The organism is Listeria floridensis FSL S10-1187 (genome assembly GCF_000525875.1).
In the GTDB taxonomy this organism is placed as follows: domain Bacteria; phylum Bacillota; class Bacilli; order Lactobacillales; family Listeriaceae; genus Listeria; species Listeria floridensis.
The window spans coordinates 23,955-39,395 of record NZ_AODF01000045.1 but is presented as its reverse complement, the minus strand read 5'-3'; the positions used below and the strand labels follow the sequence as shown (position 1 = coordinate 39,395).

Here is a 15,441-nt window from a genome sequence, read left to right as displayed (position 1 = left end):
ATCATACGAAAGTCCAGCAACAAAAGGCTTTAAATGCCTATGCTGCTGGATAGATCGGTTTCTCAGTCGCTATAACCGTTCGGATGACTCGAATGCCATTTCCAAGCACTGCCAATAATATCGCCTACATCTGTATATTTCGGATTCCATCCAAGCACTTCTTTTGCTTTTTTGCTTGAAGCAATCAGCGTACTTGGATCGCCTGCGCGCCGTTCAGCAATAACTGCCGGAATTTCCTTTCCAGTTACGCGTCTAGCCACTTCAAGCATTTCCTTCACAGAAAAACCGCTGTTGCTACCTAAGTTAAAGATATTGCTTTCGCCGCCGTTCTTCAAATATTCCAAAGCCAAAATATGTGCGGCTACAAGATCCACCACATGAACATAATCACGGATACAAGTGCCGTCTTCTGTGTTGTAGTCATCTCCAAAAATCTTAAGTTCTGCACGCTTTCCTAGTGCAACTTGAAGAATGATCGGAACAAGATGCGTTTCAGGATTGTGGTCTTCGCCGATTGAACCGTCTTCTTTCGCACCAGCTACATTAAAATAGCGCAACGATACATAACGAATACCATAAGCAAGATCGCACCAATGCATCATTTTTTCCATCATCAATTTTGTGTCGCCATACGTACTTTCTGGTTTTGTCGCCATATCCTCAGTAATTGGAACCCGATCCGGTTCACCGTATGTAGCAGCCGATGACGAAAAGACAATATGCTTCACACCGAATTCTTCCATCACTTCAAGTAAAATTTGCGTACCGTAAACATTATTATTTAAATAAGCAAGGGGGATTTCCATTGATTCGCCGACAAGCGAACTCGCCGCAAAATGAATTACTCCCTCAATATTTTCCTTTGCAAATACATTTTTCAAAAAAGCTTTATCGCGGATGTCACCTTCATAGAAAGTCGCTTTTTCATGTACAGCTTCTCTGTGTCCTGTCAGTAAATTATCAACAATAATGACCTCATAGTTTTGTTCGATTAATTGATTCACTGCATGCGAACCAATGTAGCCCGCACCACCAAGAACTAGAATACTCATTTTTCTCTTCCACATCCTCTCGATACTACAATCTATTCTACAACAAATTAGATAGCCCGTCACCCGAATTCCCTAATTTACATTTTCCTGTCACAATTCGTTCTTCTTTTTTTCATTAGATCTAAACTTCTCTTGCTAAAAAAGCGCAAAAAACCCCGTTTCTCTTTTGAGAAACGGGGCATCGTTCTTACTTATTCACTTCAAGTGCCAAAGTTTCTTTTAACTCTTCAACAAATTTTTGAGCATTTTGTCCGGCAATGCCGCCATCGCCAGTTGCAGTTACAATTTGACGCAAGCCTTTTGCACGAACATCACCTGCTGCAAAAACACCTGGAATATTTGTTTCCATTTCTTCATTTGTCACTATATAGCCTTCTTCATTTGTGATTCCAAGGCCATGAAACGCTTCTGTAAGCGGTACGAGTCCAACATAGATGAAGACTCCATCCGCATTAATTTCACGTTTTGAACCGTCTTTCGTCGAAACAAGACGCGCCCCTGTCACTTTCTTATCATCACCCACAATTTCTTCCACAGCAGTATCCCAAACAAAATCTACCTTGTCATTTTTAAAAGCACGATCTTGTAAAATGGGTTGAGCCCGAAGCTTATCACGACGGTGAATAATCGTAACTTTATCCGCATAACGCGTCAAATACGTTCCTTCTTCAACAGCCGAATCGCCACCGCCAACGACAATCAATTCACGATTTTTGAAGAATGCGCCATCACAAACCGCACAGTAAGATACACCGCGACCAGAAAGCTCTTCTTCACCCGCAACCCCGAGTTTTTTATGTTCAGCACCCGTTGCAATGATCACTGCACGCGCCTTATAACTTTTCGAACCAGCTGTTACAATTTTAAACGTATTATGATCTTCAATTGCTTTAATATCGCCATAAGCATATTCAGCACCGAATTGCTTTGCGCCGTTAAACATTTTATCGGATAGTTCAGGGCCGAGAATACTGTCAAAACCTGGATAGTTTTCTACTTCCGCTGTATTGACCACCTGACCTCCGGGAACACCGCGTTCAATCATAAGTGTATCTAAATCCGCACGAGACGTATAAAGCGCTGCTGTCATCCCAGCAGGACCCGCACCGATAATAATGACATCATAAATTTTTTCTTCATTTGCCATTCTTATTCCTCCTAGTTCCCAGTTCAATAAAACCTATCAACAGCTTAATACGAAATCCAGATTTCGTCTATATATATGCTCAGATCATCATAAATGAGGCATATCTAGTGGTTTTGCGTCGCAAAGCTGCGTAGCTTCGGATTCTGTTTTTCCACCAAAACTGACAAGGAAATGAGCAGCTAACCGCGCCTCTTCCTCCTTTTGTAATGCAACCCCTGCTTCTGAAAGCTTGAAGACGGCTGCAAGCGAATTTTGATAAAAAGAAAGTGTCTTTTCAGAAAGCGGCAAAATCACCTCGATGAATTTTCGCCACATCTGAACCAACTGTTTGCAATTTTGCTCAAGCACACCTTCCGGCAAATAGTCAAAATCAGTAAAAACAAGATGCTCTAAATAGCTCCAATCGCTCATTTCAAACAGCGGATTAAAAAGTAGTAACTCCGCTCTCACAGAAGCATCCGAAAGCGCATAAACGCCAATAAAATGATCAAGTGGTTCTGGCGAGTTTAAGGCTGATAAAATTGCGGAGGCATCATCGCGAAAACCCTTTTTTTTCCAAAAACGGAAATGCTTCGCGCTCATAAACGTCACAATTCAAAAACAACTGCCAAAACTCCTCAGACAGCTCATGTTGCCCTCGATAAAAAGCTGTTTTAGTTCGGTAATAGTAAAATTTTGATCGTTCTGTTACTTCGAGATCAACAATATCTTGAAAAAGTTTCTCTGCCTCAGCGTATTGCCCCATCATCGCATGAATAATACCGAGACGTTCCTTATGATGCGTCAAAATCGGTACTACCTTTTGCAGTTCTGCATACAGCTTTTCCGCTTCTTCCGTGTGTCCCTTAAAAAAATGGTAACTGAACAAATCAGCGCGTCCAAGCAAATTTCCAGGAGAACGATCAAGCAAACGATACAATACTTTAAGCCCGTCTTCTTCGCACAAATCCTCGAAATACAGCTGAGCGAGCTGGTTATAGGCTGGCCAAAAATTCGGTTTTTCATCAATCACTTTCTCAAGAATCCGCCTTGCTGAGGCGCCATCTTCTTCTGCCAAATAGCGATTCAATTCCCGCTTATACTGATAAAATTCCTGCTCGACTTTTACAAAACTATTTTCAAGCGTAATTCCTATCGGTGTTTCTTCAAGCAAAAGCTGAATCAAATCCTCAGATTCTTCTTGGTATTCCCCTGTTGGTTCAAGTTCTTGATAGCGCTTCGCATATTGTAGCGCACGTCTAAAATCCTTCATATAAGCGAAATTATTAGCGATAAAATAGTAACAGTAATGCATATCTTCATCGAGATTCTCTAAAATATAGCGCAAAAACTGATTGGACTTATGAAATTGACCGATCTCCGTATAACAAATTGCCAGTTGACAAATAATGACCGGTTCTCTAGGCTCAAGCTCTCTGGCACGCTCCAAATAACCAATGGCTTCCTTCATTTTTTCTTCGCGAAAAGCAGCTACCCCTCGTTCAAAGTAAAAATAGCTGTTTGGGAGAAAGTGAACCACTTTCGCATCTCTTGATTCTCTTTTTTTCAAATTCTCCCCTCCGTTCTTTTTTCTTTAATAGAGTATATCATAGTTTCTTAGTTCCGCAAGCAGTAAAAAGGCTGAAAGAAAGCGTGAATTTAGGTTTCGCTCTTCCTTTCAGCCTATCTATCTATTTTCTTTACGCGGACGGATCACAAGCGGATTTCCGAACGCAAAATGATCATCTGGAACATCCTTTGATACTACCGCTCCAGCTCCGATTACCGCACGATTTCCAATCACAACTCCCGGAAGTATCGTGACATTCGCTCCGATCATCGCCTCATCGCCTATCTTCACTTCACCGACACGATATTCATCCACAAGATATTCATGCGTTAAAATCGTCGTGTGATAGCCGATCACCGTATTGCGCCCAATCGTAATTTTTTCAGGGTAAAACAAATCCGGCGTTACCTTGAAAGCTATTGCTGTCTTTTCCCCAATCGTCATCCCGAGTAGCTTGCGATATAAATTTCGCTTTCCGCCCAGCCACGGATAGTAACGGCAAAACTCAATCACAAGTGTGTTCTTAAACGTCCGCCAAAACGAAACCGTTTGATAGACACGAAACAATGGATTTTCATCTGCTTTCGGCGGCGTAAAACGATCAATTTTACGCATCAGTCTTCCTCTTCGCGAACAATCTCAATCAAATCACCCATTGAATGCAGCATATAATCTGGCTTGTATTCGTTCAAGAATGCCTCGCCTTTAATACTCCAAGCAACCCCAGCCGTTTTCACCCCAGCATTTTTTCCTGCCAAAATGTCATGATAGTTATCGCCAATCATGATAGCCTCGTCAGGGAGTGCATTCAGAAGCGTCAATGCCATATTAATTCCTTCCGGATCAGGTTTAGCCGCTTGCACTTGATCAAAGCCAATCACTAGTTGGAAAAACTTATCAAGCCCCATCACCTTAAGCCCTCGCATCACTGTGTCGTATATCTTTGTCGATACAATAGCAAGCTTGTAATCTTCCTCAGAAAGCGCTCGGATTGCTTCATAAACCCCGTCGTACTCTAAAATAAGCTCGTCATGATGTTCATTTGTATAGGCCCGGTAATAGCTAACCATTTCGTCAGCCTTTTCCGGATACAGATTCGCAAAAGTTTCCGTAATCGGTGGCCCGATAAACGGCAAAATGTCTTCTCGTGTAAAAGTTTTTTCAGGCATAAACTCTTGTAGTGTTGCTTGAAACGTCGCAATGATCAGCTCATTCGTGTTGATTAAAGTCCCGTCTAAGTCAAAGAGCAGGGTCGTGATCTTCTTAGTCATTTCTACACCCTTTCCTGTTTTCTGAACTATTTTCTTTTCGGCGTTTTCCCGTATTTATCAGCCAAGTAATAAGGCGGATCTATCTTCATTCGGCGATAAACAACGAGTGCAAGCGCAGCAATAACAAGCACCACAGCAAGCACCTGCGAAACACGAAAATCTCCCCACATCAAGCTGTCTGTCCGCATACCTTCGACGAAGAAACGACCGAATGAATACCAGATTACATAACCTAAAAACATTTCACCACGACGAATTTTAGTTCGCCGCAAGATTAACAAAATAACAAAGCCGAGCACATTCCAAAGGCTTTCATAAAGGAATGTCGGTTGATAATATGTACCATCAATATACATTTGATTCACAATAAAGTTTGGCAAGTGAAGTCCTTCCAGAAACGCACGTGTTGTTTCCGAGCCATGTGCTTCTTGATTCATAAAGTTGCCCCATCTGCCAATGGCTTGAGCAATCAAAAGACTTGGAGCCGCAATATCAGCTAACTGCCAAAATGAAATTTTCTTGACACGTGCAAAAATAATTGCCGTTAATACTGCACCGATCAGTGCTCCATATATGGCGATACCCCCGTGCCAAATTTTGGGAATTTCGCCAAGGTTGTTCTTATAAAAGTCCCACTCGAAAATAACATAGTAAATTCGTGCTGAAATAATTGAAATTGGAATGGCCCAGATAAGCAAATCAACAAATAAATCTTTATCAAGTCCGCGTTTCGAAGATTCACGAAGCGCGAGTAACAGCGCAATAACAACACCGCATGCTATAATGACCCCGTACCATTTGATTGACAACCCGCCAAGCTCGAGTGCAACCGGGTCAAGCGGTTTAATTTGATTTTCCATTTATACCCCACTTTCATTGAACAAGCTTCGTTATTGATTGTACCTTTTTTGAGTAAAAAAAGAAAGAAGCTAGCCCCTGAAACACCAGAGCCAACTTTCTTCCCTTACATTGATCTTAGAAGCAATAGCCTGTTCAATCATTCATACTGTTGTGGCTGATCAAATTGTTAAGGTCACTCGTGAAACGTTCCGCCGCATTATACCCCATGTTTTTCAGACGGAAGTTCATTGCTGCTACTTCGATAATAACAGACAAATTTCGGCCTGGACGAACAGGTACCGTGATTTTCGGAACATCCATATCAAAAATCCGCGTTTTTTCTTCATCCAATCCGACACGATCGTAATGTTTTTCCGGGTCCCAATTTTCAAGATGCACAACAAGCGTAATTTTTTTTACTTGAACGCACAGCTCCCGCTCCAAAAAGCGTCATCACATTAATAATGCCGAGCCCGCGAATTTCCAGCAAATGCTCGATAATTTCTGGTGAAGAGCCGATCAGCGAAAGTTCATCTTCTTTTCTGATCTCCACATTATCATCTGCAACAAGGCGATGCCCGCGTTTCACAAGTTCAAGCGCCGTTTCACTTTTCCCAACACCGCTGTTTCCAGTAATGAGTACACCCAACCCATAAATGTCAACGAGAACCCCGTGCTTCGAAATAACAGGTGCAAGTTTACTCTCTAAGTAGTTCGTAATATAAACAGAAAGCCGCGTCGTTTTCAGGCGCGAGCGTAGCACCGGAATGCCCGCTTCACTTGCAGCTTGAATCAGTTCCTTTGGTGTTTCCAGATTACGCGACACAACAAAAGCTGGTGTTCGACGCGTACACATTTGGCGGTATCTTTTCAGCCGTTCCTCGGGTTCCATTCCTTCTGAAAAAGAAATTTCTGTCATTCCAAATAGTTGCACACGATCTTCCGGGTAATAGGAAAAAAAGCCGGTTAGTTCAAGGCCCGGTCGCGACAAGTCACTCGTTAAAATCGGACGGTCTAACCCTTCGTCTGCACAGACAAGTTCTAAATTAAGCCGCTCCATCAGTTCCTTTACCGTCACAGATTTCGTCATTCAATTACCTCCATACAGGTTGTTTTTATTTTCTTCATTTTACCACTTCTCTTACTGTTCGAGTAGTCTTATTTATGCTTTTCCCGCTGAAACTGTCATTTTCCAACAAAATTTGTCTTGCTTTGCAAACAAAAAACAGCCCTAAAAAAATCAGGCTGTTTTTCATAGTTATTTCTTATCATCCCATAAAACGGAATTAATAATCATATTGGCAAATGCCATTATTGCTGCTATTAAAAGTGCAGTTCCAAAACCGTCAATACTAAATGAGCTTCCCATAAAGTAAGTTGTCAGCTCAAGCATAATGGCATTCACAACGAAGGTGAATAACCCGAGCGTCAAAATGTTGATCGGTAAAGTAAGAATGAACAAGAACGGACGCACGAGCATATTTAAAATTGCTAAAATAAAGCTCGCGATAATCGCCGTTGTAAATCCATCTACGTGGAAGCTCGAAAAGAACCCCGACATGGCTACAAATAAAGCAGCATTAATAAGAACACCTATTATCCAACGCATTGTACTTTAATCACTCCCATCCTTCTTCTTTCGGCATAATAATTGCCGCTAAGATATAAAGAATGATTCCTGAGCCGGCAAACAAAGAGATTACAGCCCAGATCAAGCGCACCCATGTCACTTCAATACCAAAGTACTCCGCAATCCCGCCACACACTCCGGCAATCATTTTCTGATCGGATGATTTCGTTAATTTACGCATAGCTTTTCCCTCGCTTTCTTTATAAAAGTTTAACTCGTTTTATTTCAAACTTGTGTTCGTTCTAATTCAGTTACTTTAATAATACCGTTTTCGACCTTAGCCTGCAAAGTTGCATTGCTGATTTCTTCTGCATTTTGAGTAAAAACAAGCGCCTCGTTTGATTCATCCCAAACCTTTGCGTTTTTCAGATCAAAATAAATCTTTTCACGTTTCGTGCCAAGCGTCCCATCCACGTTCCACGATGCGGGAATCTGGATGCGAATATCTCCGGCAGGCGCTTTAAGATCAGCAGATGTTGCCGTATCATTTTGCAGAATGTATTCAACGTCGCCAAGCTTTGTCTTAGCAACTGTTGTAAGCAGGTTTCCGTCCACAACCACATCGCCCTTAAGCGTGGTCAAATCAAGATTTTCAATACTTGCACGTTTAAAATAAATCTCGCCGTCTTGAAGGTCCGCGCTCAAGAATTTCCCGCTTGCTCCTGCCGAGCGAAGATCACCGTGCTTAATCTTAATAATCGTGTCCTCCACTGAAATATCATCAAATTTCAAGTTTCCATTTAACAATTGAATCTTCACTTGTTCATATAACCGTTTTGGAATCGTAAAGACAATATCCGTTTTCAAAATATCTTTCTTCGATTCAAAAACAAATTGTCCCGGTCCAATATCGAGCATGGTTTGACTAAAGAAGTAGTCCCAGATTTTATCCTCGCTAAGCTGACGAATCGAGCGTGCCTTTTCATGAACAGCAAGAACGACTCGCATCTTCATTTCATCCTTATCCCAAACACGGAAGCTTACATCTCCCGTTGCAATTTGAACTTTCATTGCAGTAAACGTCGTTGCATCAAACGTAAATTCGCGCGTTGGACGCTGCCGCGGCGTGCTTGCAGTGCTACGATTGTGAGCGGATTTACCGTGATGTAACGGTGGCTTTGGCGAATGCTGCGGGCGCATTTTTTCATTTTTATGCAAATGACGTTCAAACTGTTCCTGCTTACGCGTCATTTTTTCATCCATGCGGTCAAACCGTTCCTTGCGGCGTTCGCTGACATAGCGAGCTTTTTCATCTTGCCGTTTTCTAAATTCGGCGCGAACCTCATCATTATTCATATTGCTTGAAGGAATCACAAACAAGGCAATAATATAAGCAACGATCGCAATTCCAGTTTTCATCGTAAAGATGGCGATAATGATGAAGACAAGCCGTAAAATCGTAGCATCAATCCCCGTGTATTCTGAAATTCCGCCAAATACACCGCCGACTTTCCGATCAACACGCGATCTTCTTAATTTTTTCTCCATGGCTCGTGCTTCCTTTCTGTTTTAAAAGTCTTTGTTCAAAATGGGGAAACGAGCCGCCGAAACGCCCTTTCCCCAACCTATACCCCTTACTTAAAGTCGCGAACCTTCACATTTCCAGTAGTCGCTTCCGCTTCAATTTTAAGTGCATTTGCACTTCCTAGTTTCGTAAACACCATCGATTTGTTAACCGATTCTGCCTTCGAATCGAGCACCTCAGCTTCCTTTACATCAAGAAGAATTTTACCGAGATTCGTGTGAAGACGTCCATCAAGGCCGCTTTCTTTCGGTACAATCACTTCAATGTTTCCGGCACCCGTTTTTGCTTTCAAGAAAGTCGCATTCGGCGCTTCCAACTGGTATCTGACATTACCGTTTTTCGTCATCATATTGCTTGAATAAAAGTCACCCTTAAGCGCCACATTTCCATTAAACGTTTTAAGCGAAACGTCACGAACATTCCCGTTTTGCACACGAACATTACCATTCACTGATTCAATCTCAGCAAGCGTTGCTTGAAGCGTTCCGACGCTGATATTTCCATTCGTCGTTTTCGCAAACAAGTCGCGGCCAAGCAGTTCATCAATGTGGAAGTTTCCATTTAAAATTTTGACAGATACATAATCATACTCGCGACGCGGCAAGTATACCGTCAAATTCGTTACAATTTGTTTCGATTTAGATTCAAAGCGAAGCGTTTCTTCGTCCACGCGAAGCGTTGTGCGGTCAAAGAAGATTTTCATTGCTTCTTCTTCTGGATATTCTTTAAAGAGTTTAATCATCGCGTGAACGCGGATATCATCATTTTCCGAAGGCTTGAATTCAATGTTCCCGTTGGCTACTTCAAATTCTAAAATCGATAGTGTTGTATCGTGGTAAACAAATTCACGTTCTATTTTTGTTGATGTTAAAAACGGAAATGGCATATCTTTTACTTGATTGAAGGCGCTACTCAGAAATGATCCTAATTTTTCTCCAGCTTGAGACAAATCATTCATCACATTCTTCATTGATTCTTCGCGTTTCTCTTTATCCACTCGTGCTTTCTCTTCGCGCTTTGCTTTTTCCTCAGCCGTAGGACGTGCTTTTTTCGCTTCGCCGCCGCGATAAGGATTTCCCTTCGTGTTCCAGCCTTGCGAATAATCATATCCGCTTTCACTTTCTTCTTCCGGCTTCACATCTTCGCCGCGCTCTGCTTTGCGAATATTTTCCGAAGCTGCGCTCTTTCCTTCTTTTTTCGAAATATTTTCAAGCAGTGTGAGTGCTTCATCCGTAGAAATAACACCTTGTTTAACGAGTTCCAAAATACGTTTACGTTCGTTTTCCATCGTTTTTCCCTCCATTAGTTATTCATTTATCAATTTCCCAAGTCATTAATATCGTCATTTATTATACTTCCATTATGACGCATTCACTAAAATCTGTCATACAACCTAAGAACGATTCTTTCTTTAGACTTTTGGGGGGAAAAGAAAAGCTCGATCAGACTTCACATCTGATCGAGCCTAACAAATCTATTTTTCCTTCTGCTTCACCTTTTCCTTCATGCGTTCTTTATCGCGTTCAAGAATCGGTTTCAAATATTTCCCAGTATACGATTTTTTTGAAGCGGCAACCTTTTCGGGAGTGCCCTTCGCAATAATTTGACCGCCGCCATCTCCGCCTTCTGGTCCGAGGTCAATCAAATAATCCGCTTGTTTAATCACATCTAAATTATGCTCAATTACAAGCACAGTATCCCCATTTTCATCGACAAGCCGCTGCAATACACCTAGTAACCGTCCAATATCATCCACGTGCAGCCCAGTTGTCGGTTCATCTAAAATGTAAAACGATTTACCATTGCTACGCTTATGCAGCTCCGATGCAAGCTTGACGCGCTGCGCTTCCCCACCTGACAATGTCGTTGCTGGCTGCCCAAGTCGAATGTATCCGAGTCCAACATCCACAATCGTTTGCAGTTTCCGAGCAATTTTCGGTTGATTTTGGAAGAACTCAAGCCCTTCCTCAACTGTCATGTCAAGCACTTCAGCAATATTCTTTCCTTTATAGCGAATATCTAACGTTTCGCTATTGTAGCGTTGTCCGTGGCATATTTCGCATGGAACATACACATCCGGCAAGAAATGCATCTCAATTTTTATGATGCCATCGCCCTTACAAGCTTCACAACGTCCGCCTTTCACATTAAAACTGAAGCGCCCTTTCTTGTAACCGCGAACTTTCGCTTCATTCGTCGCCGAAAACAAATCACGAATATCATCAAATGCGCCTGTGTACGTTGCTGGATTCGAGCGCGGCGTCCGCCCAATCGGCGACTGATCAATATCAATAATCTTTTCAAGATGTTCGATACCTTTAATTTCTTTATGTGGACCCGGTTTGGCATTCGCACGATTTAGTTTGCGCGATAGCGCTTTACGCAATACTTCATTTACAAGCGAGCTTTTACCAGACCCCGAAACTCCCGTCACACAAGTGAACGTTCCAAGAGGAATATCCACTGAAACATTCTTCAAATTATTTGCTTCTGCTCCAATAATTTCAAGTTTATTTCCATTCCCCTTACGGCGTTTATTCGGCACTGGGATAAACTTTTTGCCAGACAAATATGCGCCCGTAATTGAATTTTCATTCGACGCAACCTCTTTTGGCGTTCCCGCCGCAACAATTTCACCGCCATGTTCGCCAGCGCCCGGCCCGATATCAATCAAATAATCCGCCGCCATCATCGTATCTTCATCGTGTTCGACCACGATCAGCGTATTCCCAATGTCGCGCATTCCTTGAAGCGTATCAACCAAGCGGTCATTATCCCGCTGATGCAATCCAATCGACGGTTCATCCAAAATGTAAAGCACGCCTGTCAGCTTCGATCCAATTTGCGTCGCAAGCCTAATTCGCTGTGCTTCCCCTCCCGAAAGCGTCCCCGCTGCTCGACTAAGCGATAAATAATTCAAACCGACGTTATTTAAAAATCCAAGCCGATTGCGGACTTCCTTTAAAATGGGTGCAGCAATTTGAGTTTCCTTCTCCGACAGCTCTAGATCTTCAAAGAAATTGAGCCCTTCCGTAATCGAATAATTGCTGATTTCGCCAAGGTGTTTTCCTTCCACTTTCACCGCTAAAGCTTCTTCTTTAAGTCGGTAGCCATGGCAAGTCGGACATGGCAGATTTGTCATATATTGCGCCATTTGGTCACGTGTAAAATCAGAATTCGTTTCGCGATACCGCCGTTCAATATTCGGCAAAATCCCTTCAAATTTCATCCACGTTTCACGTGTCATTCCAAAGTCATTTTTATATTCAAAGTAAAACTCTTTATCGCCAGATCCACGTAAAACAATGTCTTTGTCAGCCTTTGACAGCTTTTCAAACGGTGTATCCATGTCAATCCCGAATTCTTTGCACGCCGAAGCCAGCATCTGTGGATAGTACTGCGAGCTGATTGGTTTCCAAGGTAAAATCGCACCTTCATTTAACGAAAGTGAAGTATCTGGGATAACTGTATCAATATCCACTTCAAGCTTCGTTCCAAGTCCATCGCAAGTTGGGCAAGCACCGAACGGACTATTAAATGAAAACATACGCGGTTCAAGTTCGCCTACCGAAAAACCACAATACGGGCAAGCATAATGTTCGCTGAATAGAAGTTCTTTTTCGCCCATCACATCCACAATCGCATAACCATCAGCAAGTTTAAGTGCTGATTCGAGCGAGTCATACAGTCGAGAATGAATCCCTTCTTTAATCACAATTCGATCAATGATGATTTCAATGGAGTGCTTCTTATTTTTTTCAAGTTCCAGTTCATCATTCACGTCGTATACTTCTCCATCAACGCGAATCCGAACATAGCCTTGTTTTTTTTATTTCTTCAAACGTTTTCTTATGCGTGCCTTTTTTCCCGGAAACGACTGGTGCCATTACTTGGATGCGTGTTTTTTCTGGATATTCCATTACACGATCTACCATTTGCTCAATCGTTTGTGAAGTAATTTCGATACCGTGGTTTGGACAAATTGGATGACCAACTCGCGCATAAAGCAAGCGCAGATAGTCGTGAATTTCCGTTACGGTTCCAACCGTCGATCGCGGATTTCGACTAGTTGTTTTTTGGTCAATCGAAATGGCTGGGCTGAGTCCTTCAATCAAGTCAACATCCGGCTTATCCATTTGCCCCAAAAACTGCCGAGCATAGGCAGAAAGAGACTCGACATAGCGGCGCTGCCCTTCCGCATAAATGGTGTCGAAGGCAAGCGATGACTTCCCAGAACCAGATAAGCCGGTCATGACGATCAGCTTATCACGTGGGATTTCTACATCGATATTTTTTAAGTTATGAGCTCTTGCTCCTTGAATAACAATCTTATCTTTCTTCAAATTTGCTTCATCCTTCCGCTTTCAGTTCTAAGAGTGCATCGCGAAGTTCAGATGCACGTTCAAAGTCAAGCGCTTTTGCAGCAGCCTTCATTTCGTGTTCCATATCTTCGATCAGCTGACCGCGTTCTTGTTTTGTAAGCTTGCTCAAATCTTGCAGTTTTTCTTCTCCGCCTTCTACAGCGGTAGTTGCTGCAATAACACCGCGAATTTCTTTTCGAATAGTTTTCGGTACGATACCGTGTTCTTCATTATAAGCTTCTTGTATTTGACGACGCCGTTCGGTTTCATCAATTGATTTGCGCATTGAATCCGTCATATTATCTGCATACATGATAACTTTACCGTGTTCATTACGCGCCGCACGTCCCATCGTTTGAATGAGTGAACGTTCAGAGCGAAGAAAGCCTTCTTTATCGGCATCGAGAATGGCAACAAGCGAAACTTCCGGCAAGTCGATTCCTTCACGGAGTAAGTTGATTCCGACAAGCACATCAAAGACACCAAGTCGTAGATCACGAATGATTTCAATCCGTTCAAGTGTTTTAACCTCGGAATGCAGGTACTGTACTTTGATGCCAGCTTCTTTCAGATAATCGGTTAGATCCTCTGACATTTTCTTCGTAAGCGTCGTGACAAGGACACGTTCGTCTTTACCAACACGCTCATTAATTTCATCAATCAAGTCATCAATCTGACCTTCAATTGGACGTATTTCAACGATTGGATCAAGTAGCCCTGTCGGACGGATGATTTGTTCAATCACATCTGGATTATGCTCGAGTTCATACGGACCTGGTGTTGCTGAAATATACATAATTTGATTAACATGTTCTTCAAATTCCTCAAGCCGAAGCGGACGATTATCAAGCGCGGACGGCAATCTGAAACCGTGATCAACAAGCATTTGCTTTCTTGCTTGGTCGCCGTTATACATCCCCCGAATTTGTGGCATCGTAACGTGTGATTCGTCAATCACGATTTGAAAATCATCTGGGAAGTAATCAAGCAGTGTATAAGGCGTTGAGCCAGGTGCACGGAGTGCAAGATGGCGCGAATAGTTTTCAATTCCAGAGCAGTAACCCATCTCTTCCATCATTTCAAGATCATAATTGGTACGTTGTTCAAGACGCTGTGCTTCAAGCAGTTTATTGTCATCTCGCAGTTCTTTTAAGCGATCTGCAAGTTCTTGTTTGATGTTCACAATTGCTTTTTTCATAATATCAGGGCTCGTCACAAAGTGAGAAGCTGGGAAGATCGAAACATGGTCTCGATCACCGATAATTTCTCCAGTTAGCGCATCTACTTCACGAATGCGTTCGATCTCATCCCCGAAAAACTCAACGCGAACACAATGTTCATCACGTGAAGCTGGGAAAATTTCAACGACATCGCCGCGCACACGAAAACGACCGCGCTGGAAATCAATGTCATTACGATCATACTGGATGTCAACCAAGCGGCGCAACAAGTGATCGCGGCTCATTTCCATTCCAGTTCGAAGCGACACGAGTAGCTTGCCGTACTCTTCCGGCGCACCTAAGCCATAAATGCAAGAGACACTGGCAATGATAATAACATCGCGCCGTTCAAAAAGACTGGCCGTAGCCGAGTGACGTAATTTATCAATTTCATCATTGATGCTCGCATCTTTTTCAATATAAGTATCACTTTGAGGAACGTAAGCCTCAGGTTGGTAATAGTCATAATAACTTACAAAATATTCAACAGCGTTATTCGGAAAAAACTCTTTAAATTCGCTGTATAACTGACCCGCAAGTGTTTTATTGTGGGCCATGATAAGCGTAGGTTTGTTCACTTCTTGAATGACATTCGACACCGTAAACGTTTTCCCTGTTCCGGTTGCACCTAGCAGGGTTTGGTGTTTGAGTCCTTTATTAAGCCCAGCAACCAATCTCTCAATCGCTCTCGGCTGGTCTCCTGACGGCTTATATTCTGAAACCAGTTCAAATTTATCAGTCAATGTCGATTCCTCCATTCCTACTGAAATATCATTCTCTCATAATAGCTCTTCTATTTTACCATAAATTTTTTTATTCTCCTAGCAAAAACCGAACATATTTTCG

General features: G+C 42.4%; 12 protein-coding genes and 2 pseudogenes. All 14 read right to left on the bottom strand.

The annotated features are described in order from the left end of the window. Positions 1–62 precede the first annotated feature (62 nt). Positions 63–1,052 (bottom strand): UDP-glucose 4-epimerase GalE, encoded by a 990-nt coding sequence (gene galE, locus MFLO_RS13365; RefSeq protein ID WP_036098514.1) that lies wholly within the window; start codon positions 1,050–1,052, stop codon positions 63–65. 187 nt (positions 1,053–1,239) lie between these two features. Further along, positions 1,240–2,199, bottom strand: coding sequence for a thioredoxin-disulfide reductase (trxB, locus tag MFLO_RS13360; RefSeq protein ID WP_036098513.1), 960 nt, complete (start codon positions 2,197–2,199; stop codon positions 1,240–1,242). A gap of 87 nt (positions 2,200–2,286) precedes the next feature. After that, the gene (locus tag MFLO_RS17285; RefSeq protein ID WP_420912543.1) at positions 2,287–2,781 is read right to left on the bottom strand and encodes a hypothetical protein; all 495 of its coding nucleotides are present in this window, start codon (positions 2,779–2,781) and stop codon (positions 2,287–2,289) included. Next, on the bottom strand, positions 2,732–3,748 hold the full coding sequence (locus tag MFLO_RS13355; RefSeq protein ID WP_420912542.1) for a tetratricopeptide repeat protein: 1,017 nt from the start codon (positions 3,746–3,748) through the stop codon (positions 2,732–2,734). Before MFLO_RS13355 ends, MFLO_RS17285 begins: the two co-directional genes overlap by 50 nt. A 117-nt stretch (positions 3,749–3,865) precedes the next feature. Next, on the bottom strand, positions 3,866–4,363 hold the full coding sequence (locus MFLO_RS13350; protein ID WP_036098512.1) for an acyltransferase: 498 nt from the start codon (positions 4,361–4,363) through the stop codon (positions 3,866–3,868). Next, positions 4,363–5,019: a pyrophosphatase PpaX gene (gene ppaX, locus MFLO_RS13345; RefSeq protein WP_036098510.1), complete on the bottom strand. Its 657-nt coding sequence runs from the start codon at positions 5,017–5,019 to the stop codon at positions 4,363–4,365. The genes MFLO_RS13350 and ppaX overlap by 1 nt, the downstream gene beginning before the upstream one ends. Before the next feature lie 26 nt (positions 5,020–5,045). Further along, on the bottom strand, positions 5,046–5,879 hold the full coding sequence (gene lgt / locus MFLO_RS13340; RefSeq protein ID WP_036098509.1) for a prolipoprotein diacylglyceryl transferase: 834 nt from the start codon (positions 5,877–5,879) through the stop codon (positions 5,046–5,048). 133 nt (positions 5,880–6,012) lie between these two features. Further along, a pseudogene (hprK, locus tag MFLO_RS13335) lies at positions 6,013–6,949 on the bottom strand (HPr(Ser) kinase/phosphatase). Positions 6,950–7,117: 168 nt separating this feature from the next. Beyond that, complete coding sequence (locus MFLO_RS13330; RefSeq protein WP_036098507.1) at positions 7,118–7,468, bottom strand: phage holin family protein; 351 nt, start codon at positions 7,466–7,468, stop codon at positions 7,118–7,120. A 10-nt stretch (positions 7,469–7,478) separates the two neighbouring features. Then, positions 7,479–7,670, bottom strand: a complete 192-nt coding sequence (locus MFLO_RS13325) for a PspC domain-containing protein (RefSeq protein WP_036098506.1) — start codon at positions 7,668–7,670, stop codon at positions 7,479–7,481. A 44-nt stretch (positions 7,671–7,714) separates the two neighbouring features. Next, positions 7,715–8,977: a PspC domain-containing protein gene (locus tag MFLO_RS13320; protein ID WP_036098505.1), complete on the bottom strand. Its 1,263-nt coding sequence runs from the start codon at positions 8,975–8,977 to the stop codon at positions 7,715–7,717. 86 nt (positions 8,978–9,063) lie between these two features. Continuing rightward, positions 9,064–10,302, bottom strand: coding sequence for a DUF4097 family beta strand repeat-containing protein (locus MFLO_RS13315; protein ID WP_036098504.1), 1,239 nt, complete (start codon positions 10,300–10,302; stop codon positions 9,064–9,066). A gap of 186 nt (positions 10,303–10,488) precedes the next feature. Then, positions 10,489–13,357, bottom strand: a pseudogene (gene uvrA / locus MFLO_RS13310) (excinuclease ABC subunit UvrA). 7 nt (positions 13,358–13,364) lie between these two features. Further along, a complete protein-coding gene (uvrB, locus tag MFLO_RS13305) occupies positions 13,365–15,338 on the bottom strand; it encodes an excinuclease ABC subunit UvrB (RefSeq protein ID WP_036098503.1) in 1,974 nt (657 codons plus the stop codon). Positions 15,339–15,441: the final 103 nt, after the last annotated feature.